25 protein-coding genes are annotated in these 23,032 nt (G+C 58.6%); 18 read left to right on the top strand and 7 right to left on the bottom strand.

What is annotated here, in order from left to right; genetic code table 11:
* Positions 1 to 20: 20 nt before the first annotated feature.
* Both QPL94_RS06665 and QPL94_RS06670 read right to left on the bottom strand, forming a co-directional pair.
* Positions 21 to 1,436: a cbb3-type cytochrome c oxidase subunit I gene (locus tag QPL94_RS06665; protein WP_285356337.1), complete on the bottom strand. Its 1,416-nt coding sequence runs from the start codon at positions 1,434 to 1,436 to the stop codon at positions 21 to 23.
* A 10-nt stretch (positions 1,437 to 1,446) separates the two neighbouring features.
* Entirely contained in the window at positions 1,447 to 1,896 is a 450-nt protein-coding gene (locus QPL94_RS06670; protein ID WP_285356338.1) for a c-type cytochrome, read from the bottom strand.
* A 194-nt stretch (positions 1,897 to 2,090) separates the two neighbouring features.
* Between QPL94_RS06670 and QPL94_RS06675 the strand changes: the two genes are divergently transcribed.
* The gene (locus QPL94_RS06675; protein WP_285356339.1) at positions 2,091 to 3,011 is read left to right on the top strand and encodes an AEC family transporter; all 921 of its coding nucleotides are present in this window, start codon (positions 2,091 to 2,093) and stop codon (positions 3,009 to 3,011) included.
* A gap of 27 nt (positions 3,012 to 3,038) precedes the next feature.
* Here QPL94_RS06675 and QPL94_RS06680 read toward each other — a convergent pair whose 3' ends face one another.
* The 5 genes from QPL94_RS06680 to QPL94_RS06700 form a co-directional block, all read right to left on the bottom strand.
* Positions 3,039 to 3,599: a ferritin-like domain-containing protein gene (locus tag QPL94_RS06680; RefSeq protein ID WP_285356342.1), complete on the bottom strand. Its 561-nt coding sequence runs from the start codon at positions 3,597 to 3,599 to the stop codon at positions 3,039 to 3,041.
* A gap of 120 nt (positions 3,600 to 3,719) precedes the next feature.
* Complete coding sequence (locus tag QPL94_RS06685) at positions 3,720 to 4,355, bottom strand: cation efflux transmembrane domain-containing protein (RefSeq protein WP_285356343.1); 636 nt, start codon at positions 4,353 to 4,355, stop codon at positions 3,720 to 3,722.
* 79 nt (positions 4,356 to 4,434) lie between these two features.
* A complete protein-coding gene (gene cadR, locus QPL94_RS06690) occupies positions 4,435 to 4,887 on the bottom strand; it encodes a Cd(II)/Pb(II)-responsive transcriptional regulator (RefSeq protein ID WP_285356346.1) in 453 nt (150 codons plus the stop codon).
* Positions 4,884 to 6,233: an ATP-binding protein gene (locus QPL94_RS06695; protein WP_285356348.1), complete on the bottom strand. Its 1,350-nt coding sequence runs from the start codon at positions 6,231 to 6,233 to the stop codon at positions 4,884 to 4,886. The genes cadR and QPL94_RS06695 overlap by 4 nt, the downstream gene beginning before the upstream one ends.
* A complete protein-coding gene (locus tag QPL94_RS06700) occupies positions 6,220 to 6,885 on the bottom strand; it encodes a response regulator transcription factor (protein ID WP_285356349.1) in 666 nt (221 codons plus the stop codon). The genes QPL94_RS06695 and QPL94_RS06700 overlap by 14 nt, the downstream gene beginning before the upstream one ends.
* 154 nt (positions 6,886 to 7,039) lie before the next feature.
* Between QPL94_RS06700 and QPL94_RS06705 the strand changes: the two genes are divergently transcribed.
* The 17 genes from QPL94_RS06705 (at position 7,040) to QPL94_RS06785 (ending at position 23,032) form a co-directional block, all read left to right on the top strand.
* A complete protein-coding gene (locus QPL94_RS06705; protein WP_285356350.1) occupies positions 7,040 to 7,576 on the top strand; it encodes a cupredoxin domain-containing protein in 537 nt (178 codons plus the stop codon).
* A 115-nt stretch (positions 7,577 to 7,691) separates the two neighbouring features.
* Complete coding sequence (locus QPL94_RS06710) at positions 7,692 to 9,368, top strand: copper resistance system multicopper oxidase (RefSeq protein ID WP_285356352.1); 1,677 nt, start codon at positions 7,692 to 7,694, stop codon at positions 9,366 to 9,368.
* Positions 9,365 to 10,114, top strand: coding sequence for a copper resistance protein B (locus tag QPL94_RS06715; protein ID WP_285356353.1), 750 nt, complete (start codon positions 9,365 to 9,367; stop codon positions 10,112 to 10,114). The genes QPL94_RS06710 and QPL94_RS06715 overlap by 4 nt, the downstream gene beginning before the upstream one ends.
* A 167-nt stretch (positions 10,115 to 10,281) precedes the next feature.
* Positions 10,282 to 10,638 carry a hypothetical protein gene (locus QPL94_RS06720; protein ID WP_285356355.1) on the top strand — a complete coding sequence of 119 codons (357 nt, stop codon included), beginning with the start codon at positions 10,282 to 10,284 and terminating at the stop codon, positions 10,636 to 10,638.
* A 27-nt stretch (positions 10,639 to 10,665) separates the two neighbouring features.
* Positions 10,666 to 12,021, top strand: a complete 1,356-nt coding sequence (locus tag QPL94_RS06725) for an APC family permease (RefSeq protein ID WP_285356356.1) — start codon at positions 10,666 to 10,668, stop codon at positions 12,019 to 12,021.
* A 27-nt stretch (positions 12,022 to 12,048) separates the two neighbouring features.
* Positions 12,049 to 12,270 carry a DUF805 domain-containing protein gene (locus tag QPL94_RS06730; RefSeq protein ID WP_285356357.1) on the top strand — a complete coding sequence of 74 codons (222 nt, stop codon included), beginning with the start codon at positions 12,049 to 12,051 and terminating at the stop codon, positions 12,268 to 12,270.
* Positions 12,271 to 12,275: 5 nt separating this feature from the next.
* Positions 12,276 to 14,552 (top strand): heavy metal translocating P-type ATPase, encoded by a 2,277-nt coding sequence (locus tag QPL94_RS06735; RefSeq protein WP_285356358.1) that lies wholly within the window; start codon positions 12,276 to 12,278, stop codon positions 14,550 to 14,552.
* Positions 14,553 to 14,583: 31 nt separating this feature from the next.
* Positions 14,584 to 14,970 carry a DUF302 domain-containing protein gene (locus QPL94_RS06740; RefSeq protein WP_285356359.1) on the top strand — a complete coding sequence of 129 codons (387 nt, stop codon included), beginning with the start codon at positions 14,584 to 14,586 and terminating at the stop codon, positions 14,968 to 14,970.
* 80 nt (positions 14,971 to 15,050) lie between these two features.
* The gene (locus tag QPL94_RS06745; protein ID WP_285356361.1) at positions 15,051 to 16,367 is read left to right on the top strand and encodes a ferredoxin reductase family protein; all 1,317 of its coding nucleotides are present in this window, start codon (positions 15,051 to 15,053) and stop codon (positions 16,365 to 16,367) included.
* Complete coding sequence (locus tag QPL94_RS06750; RefSeq protein ID WP_285356362.1) at positions 16,364 to 17,221, top strand: cytochrome b5 domain-containing protein; 858 nt, start codon at positions 16,364 to 16,366, stop codon at positions 17,219 to 17,221. Before QPL94_RS06745 ends, QPL94_RS06750 begins: the two co-directional genes overlap by 4 nt.
* Positions 17,222 to 17,309: 88 nt before the next feature.
* Positions 17,310 to 17,672 (top strand): NADH-quinone oxidoreductase subunit A, encoded by a 363-nt coding sequence (locus QPL94_RS06755; protein ID WP_285356363.1) that lies wholly within the window; start codon positions 17,310 to 17,312, stop codon positions 17,670 to 17,672.
* Between the two features lie 50 nt (positions 17,673 to 17,722).
* Positions 17,723 to 19,399: a heavy metal-binding domain-containing protein gene (locus QPL94_RS06760; RefSeq protein ID WP_285356364.1), complete on the top strand. Its 1,677-nt coding sequence runs from the start codon at positions 17,723 to 17,725 to the stop codon at positions 19,397 to 19,399.
* Positions 19,396 to 20,292 carry a complex I subunit 1/NuoH family protein gene (locus QPL94_RS06765; RefSeq protein WP_285356366.1) on the top strand — a complete coding sequence of 299 codons (897 nt, stop codon included), beginning with the start codon at positions 19,396 to 19,398 and terminating at the stop codon, positions 20,290 to 20,292. Before QPL94_RS06760 ends, QPL94_RS06765 begins: the two co-directional genes overlap by 4 nt.
* Entirely contained in the window at positions 20,292 to 20,828 is a 537-nt protein-coding gene (locus QPL94_RS06770; protein ID WP_285356368.1) for an NADH-quinone oxidoreductase subunit J family protein, read from the top strand. Before QPL94_RS06765 ends, QPL94_RS06770 begins: the two co-directional genes overlap by 1 nt.
* Positions 20,825 to 21,136 (top strand): NADH-quinone oxidoreductase subunit NuoK, encoded by a 312-nt coding sequence (nuoK, locus tag QPL94_RS06775; RefSeq protein WP_285356370.1) that lies wholly within the window; start codon positions 20,825 to 20,827, stop codon positions 21,134 to 21,136. Before QPL94_RS06770 ends, nuoK begins: the two co-directional genes overlap by 4 nt.
* Positions 21,133 to 21,630: a hypothetical protein gene (locus QPL94_RS06780; protein WP_285356372.1), complete on the top strand. Its 498-nt coding sequence runs from the start codon at positions 21,133 to 21,135 to the stop codon at positions 21,628 to 21,630. The genes nuoK and QPL94_RS06780 overlap by 4 nt, the downstream gene beginning before the upstream one ends.
* Complete coding sequence (locus tag QPL94_RS06785; RefSeq protein ID WP_285356374.1) at positions 21,539 to 23,032, top strand: proton-conducting transporter transmembrane domain-containing protein; 1,494 nt, start codon at positions 21,539 to 21,541, stop codon at positions 23,030 to 23,032. Before QPL94_RS06780 ends, QPL94_RS06785 begins: the two co-directional genes overlap by 92 nt.

Raw genomic sequence — 23,032 nt, forward strand, 5'->3', positions numbered from 1 at the left:
TGGGCCCCGGCCTGCGGTTACTATGCGTCCTGGGTGGCAGGCCCACGGACCTCTTCAGCGGGGGATGCTTGCCCCTGGATGAAGAAGCTGCCGAAGTACACCACCAGGCCAGCCATGAAGAAACAGCCGGCGATCAGGCGCGCCCAGTAGAACAGGGCAATGTTGTCCTGGGTTGCCATGAACGACAGTGCCTCACCACTTTCCGGAAGCCGCTGCAGCCAGACCTGCAATACACCGGCACCGGTCAGGAACAGCGTGATGAAGACCATGGAGATGGTCATCAGCCAGAAGCCCCACATCTCGACAATCTGCGCCGTATTGCTGTTGCCGTATGGCCGGCCACGCATGATCGGTACAGCGTAGGAGATGATGGTCAGCACGATCATTACGTAGGCCCCGTAGAAGGCCATGTGGCCGTGGGCTGCGGTAATCTGGCTGCCGTGGGTGTAGTAGTTCACCGGAGCGAGGGTGTGCAGGAAGCCCCAGACACCGGCACCCAGGAAGGCCATCACCGCGGTACCCATGGCCCACAACATGGCAGCCTTGTTGGGATGGTTGCGGCGCCGCCGGTTAATCATGTTGAAGGCAAAGATCACCATCATGAAGAACGGCAGCGGCTCAAGGGCGGAGAATACGGAGCCCAGCCACAACCAGTATTCAGGGGGGCCGATCCAGAAGAAGTGGTGCCCGGTACCGATGATGCCGGTAATCAGCGCCATGGCGATGATGACATAAAGCCACTTTTCAATGACTTCCCGGTCCACGCCGGTCAGCTTGATCAGCACATAGGCCAGTATGGCGCCCATGATCAGTTCCCAGACGCCTTCCACCCACAGATGCACCACGAACCACCAGAAGTACTTGTCCAGAGTCAGGTTGCCCGGGTTGTAGAAGGAAAACATCCACAGTGCCGCCAGGCCGATGAGGCCGGTAATCAGCACAATATTGACGACGGTTTTGCGGCCCTTCAGGGCGGTCATCATGATGTTGTAGAGGAACCCGACAACCACCAGTGCAATGCCTATCTTGGTGATGGTGGGTTGCTCAAGGAATTCCCGCCCCATCGTTGGCAGCAGTTTGTTCATGGTGACATCGGCCAGGGTGGCGTAGTCCACGAACAGGTAACCAAGAATGGTCAGGGTGCCGGCAACGGCGAAAACCCAGAACAGGATCCACGCCAGCAGCGGGCTGTGAAGCTCCGTTTGCGCTTCTTCCGGGACCATATAGTAGGTGGCCCCCATAAAGCCGAACAGCAGCCAGACAATCAGCAGGTTGGTGTGAACCATCCGCGCCACGTTGAAGGGGATTTCCGGAAACAGGAAGTCACCCACCACGTACTGGAGCCCCAGGATCAGCCCGAACAGTATCTGCCCGGCAAACAGAACCAGGGCAAAGATGAAGTAGGGCATCGCCACCCTTTGAGATTCGTATTTCATATCGGTGCCCTCAGCCTTCGATGTTGGGTGGCCAGTCGTTGTCGTCAATCTTCGATGTCCATTCCAGGAAGGCGGAAAGGTCTTCGATTTCCTGCACGGTCAGATTGAAATTCGGCATCTGCCGGCGGCCGGGCACATTGGTGGGCATGGAGTTCATCCAGGCATTCATATATGCCTTGAAGACTTCGCTGTTCCCACCGCCGCGGCGGTCGAATACATTGGCAAGTTCCGGCGCGAAGTACGCACCTTCACCCATCAGGGAATGACAACCGACACAGTTGTTGTTCTCCCAGACGTGCTTGCCACGAACCACCTGATCGGTGAGTTGGTCGCGGTTATCCCGCTCGGGCATTGCCCGCACCTGTGTGTCCAAAGTCAGGGCCAGAAACAACAGGATGAAGAATGCACTTCCTCCCAGATATATGTTCCTGGCCATGCTTTTGGTAAAGCGCTCGGCCATGGGTCTCTCTCCTTGGTCTTTTATGAAGTACCTGACTGCCCTGCTAGGATATAAAGATGCATCCCTAATGCTGTTGACCATTGTCAAGCATGTCGGGAGATTTCACCATTGCGCTGGGGAGTTACCTCTGGAGGGGTAGGTGATAGACTTCGCACCCTGTCTGTCCCTGAAAATGCTGTCTACATGGAGTGCTGATGGCCGCTGCGTTTGCTCTTTTTCTGAAGCTGATTCCGCTCTATGTAACGGTGACCCTCGGCTGGATTGCGGGTCGGTATCTGGAAGCGAGCGGCAAGCATATTGCCGGCATCATGCTTTATATCATGACGCCATCGGTGGTGTTTGCTGGCGTCATGGCGGCTCCTCTGTCGGCGGAAGTGATCCTGCTGCCGTTTCTGACGTTCACCATGTGTTGTGTCATCGGCTTTGTGCATCTGGTGATTGCCAAACGGATAATCACGGACGACAGTGCCAGTCTCATTCCACTGTCGGTGGGAACCGGTAATACGGGGTACTTCGGCATACCGGTAGCCCTGTTGTTATTCGGTCAGGAAGGGCTGGCGCTCTATATTGTGTGCATGCTGGGGACAACGCTGTTCGAGAATTCCGTCGGCTTTTACCTGGCGGCCAGGGGGCGTTACAGCCTGAAAGATGCCCTGGTGCGGGTCGCGAGGCTGCCGTCGGTATACGCGTTCGTTCTGGCGGTAATGTTGAATCTTTCGGGCTTCTCCATCCCCGATGTGTTCACGCCCCTGTTCGACAACCTGCGCGGGGCTTACAGCATCCTGGGCATGATGATTATCGGCATGGGCATTCTCAGTTTCCGCGGGCTGGCGGGCAATCTTCGCTTCACCGGCCTGGCCTTTTTCGGCAAATTCGTGTCCTGGCCGATAGCGGCCATGGCATTCTGGTGGCTGGACGCCAGCTTCTTCGGCATCTACAACCTTGCCGTGTACCAGGCGTTCTTCCTGATCTCCATAACGCCGATTGCCGCCAATACAGTGGTCATTGCCACGCTGCTGGATACCGCTCCGAAACAGGCCGCGGGCACGGCCTTGCTGAGTACGCTGTTCGCGCTGGCGTTTATCCCGGTGATGGTGGCGTTGGTTATCCCCTGACTGAAGGCTGATCCGTAATTCCGGTTCTCAGTCGTAATCCTGCAGGAGGCCGGCCATGTCGTCGGCGTGTTCCTCCTCGACTGCGAGAATCTCTTCCATCAACCGGCGTGTCGTCGGGTCCTTGTCGCCCAGGTACTGGATAATCTCGCGATAGCTGTCAATGGCGATACGTTCTGCCACCAGATCCTCTTCAATCATCTCCTTGAGCGTATCACCCTCGATGTATTCGGAGTGGCTGCGGGTTGACAGGCTGTCCGGTGAAAAATTCGGCTTGCCGCCCAGTTGGGCAATACGCTCGGCTATCTGATCGGCGTGCTCCTGTTCCTGCTGTGCGTGCTCGAGAAATTCCTGAGCGACGGCTTCAGCATTCAGCCCGTCAGCGGCGTAGTAGTGGTGTTTATAGCGCAGCACGCAGACGATCTCGGTAGCGAGCGCTTCGTTGAGAATCTTGATCACGGTTTCCCGGTCGGCCTTGTAGCCGTCGGTGATTGCACCGTCACGCATGTTTGCGCGGGCGCGTTCGCGGATGTTCTTGATGTCTGACAGAAACGGCTGCTTACCGCCGGCGGTATCCTTTGATGTGTTCATGTAAGGCTCCTTTTGACTGTTGGCGTGCAACGTTATCAATCTCTACGAAATAACCTTAGCACTCGATCAGAAGCAGTGCACTTTGAGAAGTTTCCGGAAAGCCTGTACGGATGCCTCTGTTCAGCCGTTATATGCCGCTGCAGCGACCTTTCCCTGGGCAATATCGCTGCGCGCATGGCGCACGACGCTGATGCCGGCGGTGATTGCGAGGCTGCCCATAATGGCGGCGACAATGAGGTCTGGCCAGGCTGTGCCAGTGCCGAAGACACCCAGGGCCGCCACCATCACTGCCACATTACCGATAGCATCGTTGCGACTGCACAGCCACACTGATCGCATGTCGGAGTCGCCCTCACGGAATTTGAACAGCATGATGGCAACGCCCATGTTGGCCACCAGAGCCAGTAAGCCGACGGCCCCCATGGTCAGTGGTTCCGGCGTGATGTCGTTTTGCATTACCCAGATGGCACGGCCCAGCACTGCGAAGCCGAACACGGTCATGGTTATGCCTTTCACCATTGCAGCCCGGCCACGCCAGAGCATGCCCATGGAAAGCACGGACAGCGAGAGCAGGTAGTTGGCACTGTCGCCGAAGAAGTCGATAGCGTCCGCGAGCAGCGACACAGAGCCGGACTGGAGGCTCGCGTAACCCTCTACCAGGAACATGGCCAGGTTGACCCACAGCGCAATCCACAAGGCTTTTCGGAAGCCCGGAGCGGGGGATTTTGGTTCGGGTGCGGAGCAGCTACACGCCATGAATACCTCCTGTCTGATGGATGTCTTCATTTAAGACCCTGTAGCTACTACAGAGTCAAAAGATGGCATGCGAACCGTTTTAACGCCCCCCGTGGGTGCCGGGGATATGGTTGTGATTACCGGCCCGTTGATCCACGGCAGGCTCTGAAGTCAATCCCCCGAGGATGCCGCACTCACTGACGGTACGGCCTTCCGAGCAGGCTCGCTGGAGTTGTTCAAGTGTGTCCTCAAGGCGCGCCAGCTCCTGCAGACGCTCGCGTACGTGGCTGAGGTGGCGGGCCAGAAGGGCATCGACCTCGCTGCAGTCTGCATCCGGCTGGTCGGCCAGGCGGATCAGTTCGCGGATTTCATCCTGGGCCATGTCCAGGTTGCGGCAGCGTTTGATGAAAAGCAGCCGGTCAAGGTGACTCTGCCGGTAGTGTCGGTAGCCGCTGGCCTGCCGCTCGGGCTCCGGCACCAATCCGATTTTCTCGTAGTAGCGGATGGTTTCCACCGGAATGCCGGTCGTTTTCGAGATTTCACCGATTTTCATGGTCGACTTCCTCTGGGCATCGATACAGTCACCCTGAGCCCTCCCCGTGTTCCGATACTGAATGACAGATTACCACCATAACGATCTGTGATTTCCCTGACGATGGCCAGTCCGAGCCCGTGCCCGGGCGTCTGTTCGTCCAGTCTTACGCCGCGGGTGCCCAGTGTTGGAAGCGCATCGACACCAACCCCTGGCCCGTCGTCTTCCACTTTAATGATCAGCTGTTCTGCGGATTCATTCAGAGACAGCTCGGCACTTTTCCTGGCCCATTTTCCCGCATTATCCACAAGGTTGCCCAGAATCTCGTTCAGGTCATGCTCTTCGATCGGCCAGCGGGTTTCCGGGCCCAGTTCGGTTTCCAGTTCGAAGTTCTTCTCCGGATACAGTCTGCCCAGCATCCAAAGCAGATCCCGTGCCTGGCTGACGGGTTTCGCGGCTTTGCCTGCCTGGGGGCCGGCAAACCGGCTGCGGCGCATTTCGCTTTCCAGCTGGCGGTCGATGTCAGAAAGCCGTTGGGCGAGCTGTTGTCGCATTTCCGGGTCCAGGGCGCGGGTGTCATCTTCAAGCACCTGCCGAATGGCGGAGACCGGTGTTTTTACGCTGTGAGAGAGATTGGCCAGTGCATCCCGGGATCGGGAAAGCCTCTGGTCCAGGGTGTCCAGGAGCAGGTTCAGCTGGCTGATCAACGGCTGGAACTCTGCAGGGGCGTCCACATCCAGTCGATTAATGGCGCCGGTTTGCAGCGACGTCAGGCCGTGCTGAATACGGTTCACGGAACTCAGGGAGAGTCGGATGGCCATCCAGATTGCCAGTATCAGCAGTACCAGCAGGATGGCGGAGACTACCGCCGTCCACAGGTGCAATTCCTGCTGGCTCTGCTGCAGGTGGCCCAGATCCTCAGCTACGACGATCACCACAATTTCACCGTTGAGGGTCAGAGCCTTGCGGTAGGCCAGAAAATCGGCGATGGAATCTTCGGGCTGGGGATCGGTTCTGTGGACAAGACCGGTTTCTACCTCGCTCAGCAGGGGTTCGAGCACCCGTGACCATTGGGCCGGGGAACTGTGTACCTGGCTCCCGATAAGAAGGGCAAAGGCGTGGTGAAACACTTCCTCAAAGTAATCACCTTCGGCAATGTTGCGGATCTCCTCCGGGCCAGACTGGCGCAACTGGTGTTCAAGGAAGGCCACTTCGTCCTGCAGCCGGTCTTCAACGAATCCCCGGGCCATACGCTCCAGCAACAGGCCATGGACAATCCAGGCCGCAACCATCAATGCGATGGCGGCGGGCAGCAGCAGGGTGAGCAGGCTTCTGCGGATGGAGCGTCGGGGGTCAATCCAGTGCATTGAAAATATATCCCTGACCCCGGCGGGTAGTGATGGCTTCCGCTCCGGTGATTTTCCGCAGCCGGCGCACATAGGCCTCAATGGTGTTGTCACTGGGGCTGTCGTTGAGGTTGTAGAGCTGCTCCAGCAACTGCTCCTTGGAGAACAGTTGCCCCGGGCGACTCATCAGGCAACGCAGCAGGCGAAACTCGGTGCCCGTCAGCGAGTGCTCCTGGCCATCCGGTGTATGCAGACACTGGCGGTGTTCATCCAGCTCGAAGCCACCGGCGCTCAGCTTTGCTTCTACCCGGCCTTCACTGCGGCGAATCAGGGCATTCAGCCGTGCCAGCAGTTCCTCGGTCTGGAAGGGTTTGGCCAGGTAGTCATCTGCCCCGGCCTTGAGGCCATTCACCTTGTCCTGCCAGTCGCCGCGGGCGGTCAGGATCAGCACCGGCATCGCCAGTTTTTCGGCGCGCCAGCTTTTAAGGACATCCAGGCCGTTGCCATCAGGTAGCCCCAGGTCCAGTACCACAGCCCGGTAGTCTTCCTGTTTGCCAAGATGCTCCGCCTGTTTTGCGGTGCCAGCCTCATCAACGGTAAAGCCCGCGGCGGACAATTGGCGGTTCAGGCTCTCTGCAATAAGTGTGTCGTCTTCCACCAGAAGCAATCGCATGAAGTTTCCTGCAGTTCGAATTTCACTGAAGTGTAAGGCTGTTTGCTGAATGTAACCTGAAAAAGTGTTAACGGGAAAATTCAGCAAGAATTCAGGTTAGTGGGGCAGAGTATCGATCAAATTCCAACAGCCAGATCAGTTCCGGGAGAAATCGATGAATCAGATCCTCAAGAATGCACTGTTACCTGCCATGGTATTGGCGATCTCCTCAGGTGCCTACGCCGCCGGTGAACACGGCGGGCATCATGGGGGTGGCTCCGGGGGTGAGCCCGGGAAGGCGGAAGATGTATCCCGCACCATTGATGTGACCATGATGGATAACTACTACGAGCCCGAGTCCATCTCCGTGAAGCCGGGAGAAACCATTCGCTTCCGCGTGAAAAACGAGGGTGCCCTGGTGCACGAGTTCAACATCGGCACTGCAGACATGCACGAGGCTCATCAGAAAGAAATGCAGATGATGGTTGAGCATGGCGTTATACAGGGCGGCAAGCTCAATCGCGACATGATGGAAATGGACATGGGCAATGGTCAATCCATGAAGCACGACGACCCCAATAGCGTACTGCTGGAGCCGGGTGAAAGCCAGGAGGTGGTCTGGAAGTTTACCGGCCAAGGCAATATCGAATTTGCCTGCAACGTACCCGGGCATTACCAGGCCGGGATGTATGGCGAAGTCAATTTCAAGTAACTCTGGCTAATGAACTCAGGTTACTAATTTCGGTTACTTACAAAGAAATGAATGACCGGGCCGGCCATAGTCGCTGCAGCCCGGTCTTAACGTGTTGCAGTCTGGAGCAAAATAGATGAAAAAACGCCTTTTGACAGGGTTTTTGACGCTCTTGGTGCCGGCGCTGGTTCTTGCCGGCGAATACGACCTGACGGTCGACCGGGTCAGAATTGATACCGGCGACTTCGTGAAAGAGGGTATCGGATACAACGGGAAATCTCCGGGACCGGTGATGCGCTTCAAAGAAGGCGAAAACGTCAAGATCAACGTGACCAACAACCTGGATGAGATGACATCCATTCATTGGCACGGCCTGATTCTCCCCTTTGAGCAGGATGGCGTGCCCGGCATCAGCTTCCCCGGCATCAAACCGGGTGAGACCTTTACCTATGAATTTCCGATTGTCCAGGCTGGTACCTACTGGTTCCACAGCCATTCCGGTTTTCAGGAACCCGATGGCGCTTTTGGTGCCATCGTCATCGAGCCAGAGGGGCGGGAACCTTTCCGGTACGATCGCGAATACGTGGTTCAGCTTACGGACAAACACCACCATTCCGGTGACCGCATCATGCGGAACCTCAAGATGATGCCCGATTACTACAACCGTCAGCAGCAAACGGTGGGTGAGTTTTTCTCGGACGCTTCAAAAAACGGTCTGATGAACACCATCCAGGACTGGATGGCCTGGGGCGACATGCGCATGATGAAGGCTGATGTCGAGGACGTTCAGGGCTTTACCGGCATGATTAACGGCATGGGGCCGGAACAGAACTGGACCGGTTTGTTCGAGCCGGGAGAGCGCATCCGGCTGCGGTTCATCAATTCATCGGCCATGACCTATTTCGATGTCCGGATTCCGGGGCTGGACATGACCGTTGTCCAGGCCGACGGTAATAACGTCCAGCCAGTCAACGTCGACGAGTTCCGGATCGGCGTCGCGGAAACCTATGACGTGATCGTGCGCCCGAAAGACGCGCAGGCTTACACCATCTTCGCCGAGTCTATGGGGCGTTCCGGCTATGCCAGGGCAACACTGGCTCCGGAAGAGGGCATGGCGGCATCGGTGCCTCCAATGCGTGATGCGCCCAGGCTGACCATGGCCGACATGAGCGGAATGCCTGGAATGGACCACGGCGACATGGACCACGGCGATATGACAGCCCAGGGTGATATGGACCACTCCAACATGTCCGATATGGACCACAGTGCCATGATGGAAGGCGGCAGTGACCCATTTTACGCCGAGGGAAGTGGCATCGCCCCGGCCGCGGCGAACGGTGGCAAGTTTCTTTCCTACGCGGACCTGAAGGCCCAGAAGCCTTTGTATGAAGTGCGGGAGCCGACCCGTGAAATCGAACTGCGCCTGACAGGCAACATGGAGCGTTACACCTGGAGCATCAACGGCGTGAAATACGAAGATGCAGATCCGATCCGTCTGAAGTACGGTGAGCGCGTCCGTTTCAAATTCGTCAACGAAACCATGATGACGCACCCCATGCACCTCCATGGCATGTGGTCGATTCTGGACGTCGGTGCAGGTGAATGGAATCCCATCAAACACACTGTCAGTGTTCAGCCCGGCACGACGGTGTATATGGAAACCGAGGTCGATGCTCCGGGACAGTGGGCTTTCCATTGCCACCTGTCCTACCACGCGGCAGCCGGCATGTTCCGCAAGGTGATCGTTGAGGGCGGTCCTGATACGACTCAGGCAAAGGCAGACGTTGCGACAGAAGAAGGAGGTGATGCATGAGTCGTATCCGAACTTTTATGGCCGTCAGCCTGTTGGGCCCGCTACTGCTTCCGGGTGCTGCAGCGGCTCAGGAAATGATTGCCGACACATCTGCACGGAAGCAGGCTCTGACCTCCTGGGGTGTGCAGTTCGAGGAGCTTGAATACCGTTACAGTGATAACGATGAGGAACTGGGCGTCTGGAATGCGGACTTCTTCTACGGCACCGACGATCTGAAAGTCCGATGGCTGACCAAAGGGGAGTACGCCATTGAGGAGCAGGCCTACGAGGGGCTGGAAAACCAGTTGGTCGGGCAGATTCCCATTTCCGACTTCTTTGACGCCAAGGCGGGTGTCCGATTCGACACACCCGAGGGGCCAGACCGTACCTACGCCGTTCTGGGCGTTGCCGGGCTTGCACCACAATGGTTCGAGATTGATGCCAATCTTTATGTGAGCGACGAGGGCGACACCTCCGCGGAACTGGATGCCGAATACGAGTTGCTGCTGACCAACTACTGGATACTTTCAGCCACACTGGATGCCACCGTGGCGTTCAGTGAGGACCAGGAAATTGGCGTTGGCAAAGGGCTGGTTTCCACTGAAACCGGCCTGCGGCTGAGCTATGACCTTATTGATCGCGCATTCTCACCCTACGTTGGTGTGGTGCACGAGCGTAAGTACGGAGACACTGCCGATCTCGCCCGGGTTTCAGGCGGCAGTACCGAAGACTGGTTTGCGGTCGTCGGCGCCAGACTCACTTTCTGATCCTGCAGCTATGAAGGGCCGGGATACCCCATCCCGGCCCTGACCCCTGTTAATTGATTCAAATCAAAAGCCGGATAAATGTCGGCTTATCCTCCCGTTTTTTCAGCAGTAGTTCAGTTTCGGGTGTTCTGATACAGGAAAGGCATCAGGCCAAGAGGTGCAATCCGATGATTAAACCACACAAAGCAACGAACCAGGCGCAGTTCCTGTTACGCCGGAAACTGACCGTAAAGGGCCTTGGCGAGGATCAGTGGGACGAATTTATCCATGAACTCAACCATCATCCCTGTGTCGACTTTGCCGAGCTGAAACCAGACAACCAGTTGCGTGTCACCTACGATGGAACTCATTGGACCATCGACGAGCTTCTGGCGCTGATTAAAGCTCACGGAGGCCATTTGAAGGCCGGGTGGTGGACCGAACGGAAACTGGCCTGGTATCGGTTTACGGACGACAACGTCCGCACCAATGCCAAACATGAGCCGTTTTGCTGTTCAAAGATCCCGCCGATGAAGCGTAAGTAAATAGAAGCGAGAATAACAGGAGGTTGAATGAGCAGGGAGCAGGATAGAACCACTCGCTACCAGGAAGGCAGTCTCACCCTGCCGGGAACTGTCATGCTGGGTACCGGCGTGATGATTGGCGCCGGAATCTTTGCGCTGACCGGGCAGATGGCGCAGATGACCGGCGTTCTTTTCCCGCTGGCCTTTCTGGCCGCCGCCGTGATTGTCAGCTTTAGCGCTTACTCCTACATCAAGATCTCCAATGCCTGGCCCTCCGCAGGTGGCATCGGCATGTACCTGTACAAAGCCTATGGAAACCGGTTGCCAACGGCGTTCAATGCCTTGTTGATGTACTTTTCCATGGTGATCGCCCAGAGTTTTCTGGCCCGCACCTTCGGCTCTTACACCATGCAGCTTTTCGGCGGTGATGAAAGCGGCCGGATGGTGCCCATTCTCGGGGTGTCGCTGATTCTGGCGGCTTTTCTGATCAACCTGCTGGGCAACCGGATGATTCAGGGTACGGCCTCCTTGATCGGCGTTCTGAAGATCGGCGGCATACTGATTTTCGGGGTGGTGGGGGTCTGGATCGCCGACAGCCTTTCTGTTGACTTCTCGAGCCCTGGAGAAGCCGGAACAATGGGCAATTTCCTGGGCGCAACCGCGCTTGGCATTCTGGCCTTCAAGGGCTTCACCACCATTACCAACAGCGGCTCCGAAGTAATAGACCCCAAGCGGAACGTAGGGCGGGCGATCATTATTTCCATCGCGGCCTGCGTGGTGATCTATACGTTGGTCGGTTTTGCCGTTGCCAGCAACCTGTCCCTGGCTGAGATTGTCGAGACACAGGATTACTCCCTTGCCGCTGCCGCACGCCCGGCACTTGGGGAATACGCTGTGTGGTTCACGGTTGCCATTGCCATGATGGCTACTGCCGGAGGCATTCTGGCCAGCATTTTTGCGGTGTCCCGTATGCTGGCGATGCTGACGGAAATGAAACTGGTCCCCCACCGGCACTTCGGCATGCCCGGTAGCATCCAGAAGCACACACTGGTCTACACTGTAGTTCTGGGGCTGATCCTGACCGCATTCTTTGACCTCTCCCGCATAGCGGCGCTGGGCATTGTGTTTTACCTGATTATGGACATTGCCATCCACTGGGGCGTGCTTCGCTATTTGCGCGAAGATGTACAGGCCAAAGCGTGGGTGCCAGCTATGGCCATTCTGCTGGATTTGCTCGTCCTTGGCGGCTTTGTCTGGGTCAAGCTGAACACTGATCCGTTTGTCATCGGCGTAGCGGTCGTAGCGATGATTGTTATCGCGGTCGCAGAGCAGATTTTTCTGAAAAAATTCCAGGAAGCGGGGCACTCAGTACATGACGAATCTCATGCTCATGATCACCATTAATCAGCATTCGACTTGGAGAGCATTACCATGATGGGAGATAACATGTTTGGCAACACCATGTGGGCGGGGCACTGGCTGTGGATGCTGGTGATTGCCATTGTGGTGGTGATTCCGGCCTGGCGTATTTGCCAGCGTACGGGCTACCCGGGCTGGCTGGGACTCCTGATCCTGATACCGATGGTGAATCTGATTCTGCTGTACGTCATTGCGTTCGGAGAATGGCCAGCCAACCGGGACAGAGAGGGATAAGTCAGATGGACACCAAGGCTTCGCCATGGCAGAAGGAATTTGAATTGATCGTACCCGGCATGGGTTCTGACCATTGCGCGGGCATTATCAGCAAGACGATTCGTCGTCTGGACGGTATTGAAGAGTTATCCACCAATATAGCCAAGCACCGGGTCAGTGTCCGGGTTCAGGCTGACGGACCTGACGCGGAAGCCCTGAAAGCTGCTGTAGAAGGGGCAGGCTACGATGTGGCCGCAGTCACTGGTGGTGAGGACGCTGACCGGGAGGATGACACTGCCATTGATGAGGCCTACCTCAAGCTTGCATTGCGCAGGCTCTGGATTGCGGCACTGCCTACCACGCTGATCATGGTGCTGATGGTGCCCCACATGTTCTGGCAGCCGGTGCCTGGGTATCTGGCAATCGTTGCCCTGCTGGCATTCCCGGTGGTGTTTCTTTTCGGCGGTGCAGCCACTCACAAGGCTTCATGGCGCTCCCTGAAAAACGGCACCTTCAACATGGATGTGCTGATTTCCATGGGCAGCCTGCCGCCCTATGTGATTGGTCTGGTTGGCTTTGTCTATCCGATGACCTCATTCATCGAAATGGCCGCCACCATTATGACGTTTCATCTGGTTGGCCGTTATCTGGAGGCGAAAGCCAAGGGCAAGGCATCAGAGGCGATCCGGAGGTTGCTCACCCTGGGAGCCAAGACCGCCCGTGTGGAACGGGATGGGGAGGAAGTCGAAATACCCGTCAAAGAGCTGGCGCCCGGCGACATCATGGTTGTTCGGCCTGGCGACAAGGTTCCGACCGACGGTGAGGTAGTGGATGGTGAGAGCCATCTGGATGAATCCATTGCCACTGGCGAGTCGGTCCCGGTTTATAAAAGCGCGGGGGATACCGTTATCGGCGCTACCATGAACAAGGAAGGCCGCCTGAGGGTCAAGGCTACCCGGGTGGGCGGTGACACCTTCCTGGCCCAGGTGGTGAAGCTGATTGACGAGGCCCAGGGGTCCAGGGTGCCCATTCAGGAATTTGCGGACCGCATGACCGGTCGCTTCGTGCCGCTGGTTCTGATTATCGCGTTGGGCAGTCTTGTTGCCTGGCTGTTGGCAGCGGATACGCTCCGGCCAATCCTTGAGTGGGGCGCCGGCTTCCTGCCGTGGGTAGACCCAACTGCGGCTACACCGGTGCTGGCTATACTGGCGGCTATAGCGGTGCTGGTGATTGCCTGCCCCTGCGCACTGGGGCTGGCAACGCCGACGGCGCTGATGGTCGGTTCGGGCGTTGGTGCCGAGCGGGGCATCCTGATCCGCTCTGGAGAGGCCATCCAGACCTTCAAGGACGTCAAGGTTATGGTCCTCGACAAAACGGGCACCATCACCCGGGGGGAGCCGAAGCTGACTGATGTCGTAGCAGCCGAGGGTGTTTCGGAGACGGAACTGTTGGAGCTTGCCACCACGGTGGAAAATGCGTCTGAGCATCCCATCGCCCGGGCCATTGTGGACGGCGCCCGGGAACGAGGAATCAAGCCCGGGAACGTGGTTGATTTCCGCTCCACCGGTGCCCGGGGTGTATCTGGTACGGTCGGTGAGAAAATCGTGCTGATTGGCAATCGCCTCCTGCTGGAAGAGCATGGCGTTAATGGGCTGGAAGCCCTGGATAAGAGCCTTTCCGACCTTGAGGAACAGGGCAGAACTGCCGTCATCGTTGCCCGTGACGGTCAGGCCTGTGGCATTGTCGCGGTTGCCGACACGCTCAAGGACGAATCGGTGGCGGCCATTCGTGCCATGCACGAGCAGGGGCTGCACGTAGTGATGATTACCGGTGACAACGAGCGCGCGGCCAAGGCGGTTGCCCGCGAAGTAGGCATCGACGAGGTGCGTGCCGGGGTGTTGCCGGAGGGCAAGGTGGACGCCATTCGGGAACTACAGAAAAAGTACGGCAACCATGTCGCTATGGTAGGTGACGGTATCAACGACGCCCCGGCCCTGAAACAGGCCAACGTGGGTATTGCAATAGGCGCTGGCGCGGATGTGGCTATCGAAGCTGCCGACGTTACCCTGGTACGAGGCGAACTGTCCGGCGTTGTGGATGCCATGGTGTTGTCTCGCGCGACGTTCAGAAAGATCGTTGAGAACCTGCTGTGGGCCAGTGGCTACAATGCTGCAGCGATTCCGATAGCGGCTATGGGGCTTCTGCACCCGATGATTGGTGTGGTGGCAATGACCGCCAGCTCACTCTCGGTCATTGGTAATTCGATGCTGCTACGGCGGCGTTACGACAGAGAGCGGCGATAAGCTCTGAACTTATGAACCATTGGAGGTAATCATGTCATACACGATCAATCGAATTATCACGGATGAGGGTTTCGAGGCCGTGGACAAAAGAGCACGCCAGGCACTTGCCGATCACGGCTTCGGGGTGCTGACGGAAATTGACGTCAAGGCCACCATGAAGAAAAAGCTGGATAAGGAAATGCCGGCATATCTCATCCTGGGAGCCTGTAACCCTGCTATGGCCTGGGAAGCTATCGGTATCGAACCTCGTGTGGGCGCCATGCTGCCTTGCAACGTCATTCTTCGTGAGGTGTCGGAGGGTGTAGAGGTCAGCGCGGTAGACCCTGTGGTTTCCATGGCCGCCATTGATAATGACGAGCTCAAGCAGGTTGCCGGGAAAGTCAGAGATATGCTTTCTGAGGTTGTTCAGGCGATCTGATTAACTCAGGTCGGATGCCGGGGCACCAGGCGCAGAGTCAAAAAAAGGGCGAGAATCCGCTCTGCTGACAGGGAGGAAGTATGAGGCTCAGAGGGTATCCGGGCGATGTCCTGATCCTGGGTGTATTTCTACTGCCAGTCATCGTAACCGCCCCGGGCCTGCCCTGGGGTAGTCAGGGCTGGCTGTATTCGGTGGCAGAAATGGTCGGGGTTCTGGCTCTGTCTGCGTTTCTGGTGGCAGGCATGTTGTCCGCCCGTATTCCCGGTACGGATCGGTGGTTTGGTGGGCTGGTGCGGGTCTGGACCATGCACCGCTGGCTGGGATTTTCGGCCTTTATGCTGGTGATGGTCCATGTGCTGTTGTTGGCGTTCGCCACCTTACCCTTCTCAATTAGCCGCAGTATAGAAACCCTTTTTCCGCCGCTAAGCCAATGGGAAGTGTGGGCCGGCTGGGCAGCCTTTGTCACCCTGCTGATTTTTATTGCGCCTACCCTCGGTTTTTTTGGCACCCTGCATTATCAGCACTGGAAGCGGTTGCACCTGCTGTCCGTGCCAACGCTGGTTCTGGCGCTGATCCATACCCTGATGCTGGCGTCCGTGGCCTGGGTGTGGTGGCTGTTATCGGCGCTGGCATTGGCGGCCATTGCCTGGCGCAAGGTGTTATCGCCCCGCCTGGCCAGAAAGCCCTATGTGGTTGAAGAGGTTGATACCCTTGTCCGCGATGTGGTGGAACTGCGTTTGCGCCCACGAGGCAAAGGGATTCGCTGGCAGGCCGGCCAGTTTGTGTACCTGTCGCCGATGGACCGCTCGCTGGCGGCCGGGTATGGGGAAGAGCACCCCTACACCATTGCCTCTGCCTCGGGAGATGATGAACTGCGGATTGGTATCAAAGCGGTAGGGGATGCCACCCGGGCACTGGTGAACATCAAACCGGGCGCTGAAGTGCGCATTGAAGGGCCCTACGGAACGTTTTTTGAGACGACGGGCTTTGGAGTGCCGGGTTCCGGGTCACAGGAGCCGCAGCGAAAGCAGCTCTGGTTGGCAGGTGGCATTGGCATCACACCGTTTGTGTCTGGCGCCAGGGAGAAGATGACAAGTACGGATGCAGGTCGCGATGCCTGTCTGTTCTACCTGGCCAACCGGCCCGAGCGGGCTTATTACCTGGATGAACTGGTCCGGATCGCCGAAGCCTGCGACACCTTTGCAGTCCACGCCCACTACATGAACGAGAACGGTGTCATCACCCGGGATTACCTGGCACGACACTGCCCTGATTTCGCCGAGCGAGAGGTCTACCTGTGTGGGCCGCCCGGCATGATTGCCCATCTGAGAGCCCTGCTCAGGCACGAGGGTGTGCCTGCCAATCGCATTCACACGGAGGCTTTTGATTTCCTATGAACAGTAACCGAATTGCTTATACCGGATTTGTTGCCTTTGTCAGTGTGGTGCTGACCCTGTTGGTGGTGAACATGGTGCAGAGCCGCACGGAATCACAACCTGCGGATGACGGTGTTAATGCCGATAGTGATACCAATGGTGATGGCGAGACGGTTTATCGCCTTGATCAGGTGGCAGAACATAATAGCGCCAGCAGTTGCTGGAAAGTCATTGAGGGCGTTGTGTACGACCTTACCGAGTATCTGCCCAACCACCCCACAGAGGAAGAAACCTTCACCCGCTGGTGTGGCAAAGAAGCGACCTCCGCCTGGCAGGACAAGGGCAATGGTCGTCCCCACAGCCCCCGTGCTGCTGCGCGCCTCGAGTCTTACCGGATTGGTGTCATTGAGGGCAGTGAATCTGCGTCAGCTTCGGTTGAGCCGGAGCCGGCTTCTGCCAGTGCAACCGCGGATACTGTTGATGGTCGTTCGGGGCAGATGATGCTGGCCCTGGCACCGGGCAACTATCTGGATGGCACCTACCGGGGCAACTTCATTGATCGTGGCCAGATTCAGGTCAGCCTGCAATTCCGGCTCGAGAATGGGCATATCGAGGCCATGTCTTACCGGCACCTGTTCTATGGTGACAAAAACTATCTGACCATGGATGAAGGTGCAGAGCTCTACCCGGTACTACGCCAGTATCAGCAAATCACCGAGCGCCTGGAAGGTGCGCCGCTGACTGCAATCTTCCGGCTGTATCAGCCCGGAGAGGTGGTAGATGATATCGACGGATACTCCGGTGCTACGCTAAGGGGGGCAAAGGTGCTGAGCGCCTTTCGGGATGGCCTGAATCGGGGCGTCTACAGCTGGTAGATCGGCCGTGGGTGGGTTTACCAACGACTACGCTGGAAAGTGGGTCATTATCTAACGGACGCGCAGAAAACCAAGCTTGGGGGAAACCATGAGCGCTGGGCAACAATACCTTCTATTACTGGGCATGGCGCTTGGCGTCGTTTGTGTGGTTCTGAGCCTTTACGGGCTTGGCCGCGCGATAGGCCCGACACGTCAGGAGCCGGGAAAAGATGTGCCGGCAAGTTCTGGAGTGCTGTCGCGGGATCCGGTTTGGGGGCGCTATCACGCGCGCTACTACGGATACGCGCTGCTGTTTCTGGCTTTCGATATGGAGATGGCGTTCATGTACCCATGGGCAGTGGTGTACAAGGAGGTTGGAATGGTTGCCTTGCTTGATATGGGCGTGTTTCTTGCCATTCTCTTTCTTGGCCTGCTCTACGGATGGAGTCAGGGGGCTTTCAGGCGGCAATGAGTTCTTATCCAGCAATAAACGCAACAGGCGCACGGCAGAAACGGTCCTCAATGCTGCAGAGGCTGGTTTCCCGGGCGCTGGCGCGCAATCTGAGCTGTCTGATTGTTCCGGGCCCGGAAGTTGCCTTGGCGCATGGTCTGGACGTAACCGCTGCAGGCTTGCGTATCAGCACTACGCCTCGCGATGCCGCCGTGCTCCTGATCGTCGGAGAGCTTTCGGAAAAAATGGGCGATGCCGTGACAGTGCTCTACGCGCAGATGCCCCGGCCGCGCGCTATTCTCATGGTAGGCGGGCAGGCACCGTCAACTTTACCTGGCGCCGACATTTCTGCAGGTCTCTCGCAAGAGGAACTGAACGAAGCCGTAGTTCGACTACAACGTGCATTCGCCGATAGTGCCTTTGCAGCCTCGCCGGAGGACTTCGACGCCGATGTCCTGCACGCCAGGATCGAGTATGTCTGCCCCATGCACCCGGAGGTCGTTGAAGACGAGCCGGGCAGCTGCCCCAAATGCGGCATGGACCTGGTAGCCCGCGAAGCCGGGGAATCGACGCCCGACCATGATCATGAACACCATCATGACGAACACCAGCATGATCACGAACACCAGCACCATGGCCACGAGCACGAGCACGAGCACTGCCATGATCACGAGCACCAGGGTCATCATGATCACGGTGAACATGACCACGGTGGACATGATCATGAAGGGCACGATCACGGCGGTCACGATCATGGTGCCTCGGGATTTATGTCGATGATTGAAGTTACCAAAGACCTGCCACGCAGCGCCGACGGCCTGCAGATGGACTGGCTTGAAGTGCCATTCGGTCCGGTCTTTCCTGGCTTGCCCGGTGGTCTGAAGTTGACGCTGACGCTCGACGGTGACGGCGTGACCGAAGGGCAGGCGACCTCCCTGGTGGGTATGACCACTGAGGCCGAAGAGGGTGAAGGGAATGAAGAAAGCGAAGAAAGCGAACAGATAAATGCCGGGACCTTTATCGAGCATCTGGCCTCGGCAATGCCGCTGGCACCGGTGAGCTACCGACTGTTGGCCTGTCTGGCAATCGAGAGAGCGGCCGGTCTGAATGACGATCAGGCGACCACTCAGGCCCGCAATGGCGCCCTTGAGCGTGAGCGCATCGCCAGTCACCTGGGCTGGCTGGCACAAGTGGGGCGCCAGCTCGGATTCGCCTGGCTGACGCGGCGGGCTTCGACTCTGCAACTCAAAGTCAGAGACGCTGACCGGGACAAGCTTGCTGAGCTGGAGCCAGCGCTGCGCACATTGGGTACCCATCTTGAGCGAACGCCTTTGCTCAAGTCGCGGCTTAAGGGTATCGGCCTACTACCACCGCAATCTTCTGCTCTGCGCGGCCCGGTAGCGCGTGCGGCGCATGAAGGCGGAGATGCCTGGGCACGTCTGTGGCAACGTCTGGCCGAAATTTCGGCCAGCCTCGAATTTATCAGGTCGAGCGGCGAGCCCGAGCTGGCATCCCTGCGCAACATTGGCGATGTTTCAGGAGCCGGTGAGGCAACCGTTGACACCCCGCGCGGCGAGGCCCGGTTAAGTCTGAAACTGGAGCGTGGAAAGGTGAAGTCATACGAGCTGGATACTGCCTGTAGTCACCATATCGATCTGGTCCCGAAGCTTGTTGAGGGCCAGGAGCTGGGCGACGCGCTGCTGGCAGTCGGATCGCTGGATCTTTCGCCCTGGGAGGTAATCTCGTGACCGTCGCTATCGTTTTATTGGCATTGTTTGGCAGCGCCTGGCTGCTGGCCGTCATCGAGGGCTGGATCACGACTGGCCGCCTGAGTCCGGCCGCGCCACTTTACAGCGGCCTGGCTCACCTCGGTCGTGAATCCATTGTACCGCGCTCGCCAGACAGGGTCTTTTTCGAGGCGGCGCCGGTGCTGCTAATGGTTGTGGCGGTCCTTGGTATGGCGGTCCTGCCGCTGGCGCCGGATCTGGTCATCGCGGACCTCGGCACCGGCGGGCTCTTCATCAATGCGGCCCTGGCCTATGTGCTGGTCGCGGTGATCATGGCGGGCTGGGGGCCGGATGGCGCCTACGCGATGATCGGCGGCTGGCGCTTTCTGGGCCAGCTTATTGCCTATTCCATGCTTATTGTCATGCCGATCACGGCCGTGGCCATGCGCGCCGAGTCTCTGGTGAACACTGCGATCGTTGGTTCCCAGGAGAGCCTGTGGAACATTGTCTACCAGCCCCTGGGCTTCGTGCTGTTCTTCATTGCGGCCATGGCGCTGTCGTTCCGCGCGCCATTCGATCTGCCCACCGCGGAGGGGGAGCTTGGCGGCGGTGTGGATGCCGAGTACACCGGCGTTCGCCTGGCAGTGTTGCGCCTGGCTCGCCTGACGCTGGTGGTTACCCTGGCTTCGACAACCACGGTGTTCTACCTCGGTGGCTGGTACGGCCCGCTGCTGCCGCCCTGGGTCTGGAGCCTGGTCAAGACCCTGGCCGTGGCCGTGTCGATGATGCTGGCCGGCCGCTACCTGCCACGCATTCGCGAGGCGGATCTGATGCGGTGGTGCTGGGTTCTCGGGATTCCCCTGGCGCTGGTTAATATCATTATTGTCGGTTTACTGATCCTGGTGGTTCCCTGATGTACGCACAGGCTTTTTTCGTTGCCGTTTTCGGGCTGGCCGCCATCGGCTTTGGCGTGGTGGTGTTTCGCACGTCATCCATGGTCCGTTCCGCGCTGGCGCTGCTGTTTTCACAGACTGCCGTCGGCTGCATGTTTCTGGCGATGCAGACAGAATTTCTGGGTGTACTGCAGATCATGATGATGGCCACGGAGATGAGCATCATGGCCATCTTCATGGTGATGTTCATGATGGATCCCGGTGGGCTCGGCGGTATGGACATGAGCCACCAGAAGCGTTTCTCTATCGGTGCCGGGGTGAGTGCGGCCATCGTTGCTATCGCTGTTGCGCTACTGTCGGACTGGGGACCCGCAGCGGAGCAGGTGCCGGACGCGGAAGCGCAGACGCGGGCGTTGGGTGTGGAGTTACTCGGGCGCTCAATGATGATCTTCGAAACTGCAGGGATCACTATCCTGACCGCGATGATCGCGGCAACGGCGGTGGCAATACCGGTGAAAAACCTGGCGGGTAAAGACGACAAGGAGGCATCGGAATGACCGTAGTTCTGATAGTAGCGCTTCTGACCGGCGCCATCCTGTTCGGTATCGGTCTCTATGGCGCGCTGTCCCAGACCAATCTGGTGATGATCATGATGGGCGTGGAGCTGATGCTGGCGGGCGCCATGGTGAACCTGGTCGCTTTCTGGCGCTTTCTGCATCCCGAGGTCTATTCCGGCCAGATGTTTGTGCTGGTGGTGATGACGGTTATGGCACTGGAGATGGCGGTCGGCTTTGGCGTCGCCATTGCCCGCTTCCGGGCCAAGGGCTCGGTCGAGATGGAAGAAGCGGAGGACCTGAAAGGATGAATGCAGTGCTCCTGCCGATACTGCCGCCGCTGATCGCCGCCCTGGCCGTGTTGATACTGCGCCGGGGTGGAGCTGCGCTGGCCCTGGCTGGCGCAACGCTCAGCCTGGTGGGAAGTCTCTGGCTTCTGGCCCGGGTGGCAGGTGGTCAGGCCGAAACTCTGCTTCTGCCCGGTCTGCCGGACATGCCCTTGCGGCTGGTCGCCGGACCAATGACCTCGCTGGTGGCGGTGGCGGTGGCTACGGTGGGTACATTTGTGCTGATTTATGCCGTCGGTTATATGAAGCAGGAGTCCGGTCAGGCGCGCTTTTATGCCGTGATGACCCTGTTCCTGGCCAGCCATGCAGGCGTTGGTGCTGGCTGGCGACTGGATTCTGCTGCTGGCGGCCTGGGAGTTGATCGGTTTGTGCAGTTACCTGCTGATCGGCTTCTGGTTTCAGCGGCCGGAAGCTGCGAACGCAGCCAGCCGCGCATTCCTCTATACCCGCAGCGCTGATCTCGGGCTTTACGTTGCGGTATTCATGCTTATCGGGTCGGCAGGTACCAGCGAGATTACCGCCTCCCTGGAATCAGGCAGTAGCGCATCGACCACTGCCGGGCTTCTGTTGCTGCTGGCCGCCATGGGCAAGTCGGCCCAGGTACCCCTGCAGGACTGGCTTATGCGCGCCATGGCCGGCCCGACACCGGTCTCGGCGCTACTGCACTCGGCCACGCTGGTTGCGGCGGGCGCTATCCTGCTGATCCGGTGGGCCCCGCTGCTGACTCCCGAGACACTGTTCGCCGTTGGGCTTGTCGGTGGTATCACCACGGTGGCAGCCGGGGTGATTGCGCTTGCCGAGCGTGATCTCAAACGCCTGCTCGCGGCTTCCACGGCCAGCCAATACGGCCTGATGCTGATTGCTGTGGGCGCCGGGGTTCCGCTGGCCGCGCTGTTGCATCTGCTCGCCCATGCCGCCATCAAGAGCAGCCTGTTCCTGGCCGCTGGCGACTTCCAGCATGCCCGCGAGGGTACCGGTTTCGATCAGCTGAAGGGCGTTGGCCACGCCAGGCCCTGGGCTTTCGCCGGCTTTGCGCTGGCAGCACTGGCACTGGCCGGCATCCCACCGCTGAGCGGGTTCTTCTCCAAGGATGCAGTGATTGCCGCCGCTCTGTCGGGGCAGGGCGCCGCCTGGCTTGGACCCCTGGCCCTGGCAGGCACTCTGCTGACCGGCGCCTATATGGCCCGGGCTTTACGCTTGCTCTGGCAGGGCTCCGGCGATACCCGGCCGGTCGCCGGTACTGGCTGGATGCGCGCTGGCATCTGGGGTCTGGCGATCCCCGCCGCAGGCCTGGGTCTGGCCTTTGGTCCACTCGAAACAATGCTTGATCTGCCGGCGCCGGAAACCGCAGGTATCGGCGCCATATTGTCCGGACTCGTCGCCGCCTTGGGTGGTCTGGCGCTGGGCTGGCTGGTGCCGGTCAAGCGTCTGCTTGGGCCTGCCCATCAATGGGCAGCATCGGGGCTAGTGGTTGCGGGCGGGCTCACCGCCTGGGTAGGTCGGCCCGTAATGGCTGTTGCCCGGCAGTGTGACCGTCTGGAAGGCCACCTTTATGCGGCCGCGCTTGGCGTCGGCCATACAGCTCTCACCATTGCCCGCGGGGGCGAGCGCCTGGAACAGCGCCTGTATCTGGCCGTACTTGGCGTCGGTCGCGCCAATCTGGCGGTGGGTCGTTGGGTTCGGGGCGGGGATGAGCGTGGTATCGACGGTCTGATCTTCGCCCTGGTGGCCGGTGTGCGGGCCCTGGGCGCGCGGGCGAGAACCCTGCAAAGCGGCCTGATCCATCACAGCCTCGCGATCAGTGCCGTAGCCACCGCTGTGCTCCTGGCCATCCTGTTTTCAGCTTCACTGAGTTTCTAA

Origin of the sequence: Marinobacter sp. SS13-12 (assembly GCF_030227115.1) — a bacterium.
GTDB lineage: Bacteria > Pseudomonadota > Gammaproteobacteria > Pseudomonadales > Oleiphilaceae > Marinobacter.

Excerpts from the sequence above, each read along its gene's own strand:
- QPL94_RS06745 (WP_285356361.1), top strand. The coding sequence starts at position 15,051 with ATGAGGCTCAGAGGGTATCCGGGCGATGTCCTGATCCTGGGTGTATTT.
- nuoK (WP_285356370.1), top strand. The coding sequence starts at position 20,825 with ATGACCGTAGTTCTGATAGTAGCGCTTCTGACCGGCGCCATCCTGTTC.
- QPL94_RS06665 (WP_285356337.1), bottom strand. The coding sequence starts at position 1,436 with ATGAAATACGAATCTCAAAGGGTGGCGATGCCCTACTTCATCTTTGCC.
- QPL94_RS06670 (WP_285356338.1), bottom strand. The coding sequence starts at position 1,896 with ATGGCCGAGCGCTTTACCAAAAGCATGGCCAGGAACATATATCTGGGA.
- QPL94_RS06730 (WP_285356357.1), top strand. The coding sequence starts at position 12,049 with ATGATGGGAGATAACATGTTTGGCAACACCATGTGGGCGGGGCACTGG.
- QPL94_RS06680 (WP_285356342.1), bottom strand. The coding sequence starts at position 3,599 with ATGAACACATCAAAGGATACCGCCGGCGGTAAGCAGCCGTTTCTGTCA.
- QPL94_RS06720 (WP_285356355.1), top strand. The coding sequence starts at position 10,282 with ATGATTAAACCACACAAAGCAACGAACCAGGCGCAGTTCCTGTTACGC.
- QPL94_RS06705 (WP_285356350.1), top strand. The coding sequence starts at position 7,040 with ATGAATCAGATCCTCAAGAATGCACTGTTACCTGCCATGGTATTGGCG.
- QPL94_RS06715 (WP_285356353.1), top strand. The coding sequence starts at position 9,365 with ATGAGTCGTATCCGAACTTTTATGGCCGTCAGCCTGTTGGGCCCGCTA.
- QPL94_RS06780 (WP_285356372.1), top strand. The coding sequence starts at position 21,133 with ATGAATGCAGTGCTCCTGCCGATACTGCCGCCGCTGATCGCCGCCCTG.
- QPL94_RS06735 (WP_285356358.1), top strand. The coding sequence starts at position 12,276 with ATGGACACCAAGGCTTCGCCATGGCAGAAGGAATTTGAATTGATCGTA.
- QPL94_RS06710 (WP_285356352.1), top strand. The coding sequence starts at position 7,692 with ATGAAAAAACGCCTTTTGACAGGGTTTTTGACGCTCTTGGTGCCGGCG.
- QPL94_RS06725 (WP_285356356.1), top strand. The coding sequence starts at position 10,666 with ATGAGCAGGGAGCAGGATAGAACCACTCGCTACCAGGAAGGCAGTCTC.
- cadR (WP_285356346.1), bottom strand. The coding sequence starts at position 4,887 with ATGAAAATCGGTGAAATCTCGAAAACGACCGGCATTCCGGTGGAAACC.
- QPL94_RS06770 (WP_285356368.1), top strand. The coding sequence starts at position 20,292 with ATGTACGCACAGGCTTTTTTCGTTGCCGTTTTCGGGCTGGCCGCCATC.
- QPL94_RS06755 (WP_285356363.1), top strand. The coding sequence starts at position 17,310 with ATGAGCGCTGGGCAACAATACCTTCTATTACTGGGCATGGCGCTTGGC.
- QPL94_RS06760 (WP_285356364.1), top strand. The coding sequence starts at position 17,723 with ATGCTGCAGAGGCTGGTTTCCCGGGCGCTGGCGCGCAATCTGAGCTGT.
- QPL94_RS06740 (WP_285356359.1), top strand. The coding sequence starts at position 14,584 with ATGTCATACACGATCAATCGAATTATCACGGATGAGGGTTTCGAGGCC.
- QPL94_RS06685 (WP_285356343.1), bottom strand. The coding sequence starts at position 4,355 with ATGGCGTGTAGCTGCTCCGCACCCGAACCAAAATCCCCCGCTCCGGGC.
- QPL94_RS06750 (WP_285356362.1), top strand. The coding sequence starts at position 16,364 with ATGAACAGTAACCGAATTGCTTATACCGGATTTGTTGCCTTTGTCAGT.
- QPL94_RS06700 (WP_285356349.1), bottom strand. The coding sequence starts at position 6,885 with ATGCGATTGCTTCTGGTGGAAGACGACACACTTATTGCAGAGAGCCTG.
- QPL94_RS06695 (WP_285356348.1), bottom strand. The coding sequence starts at position 6,233 with ATGCACTGGATTGACCCCCGACGCTCCATCCGCAGAAGCCTGCTCACC.
- QPL94_RS06675 (WP_285356339.1), top strand. The coding sequence starts at position 2,091 with ATGGCCGCTGCGTTTGCTCTTTTTCTGAAGCTGATTCCGCTCTATGTA.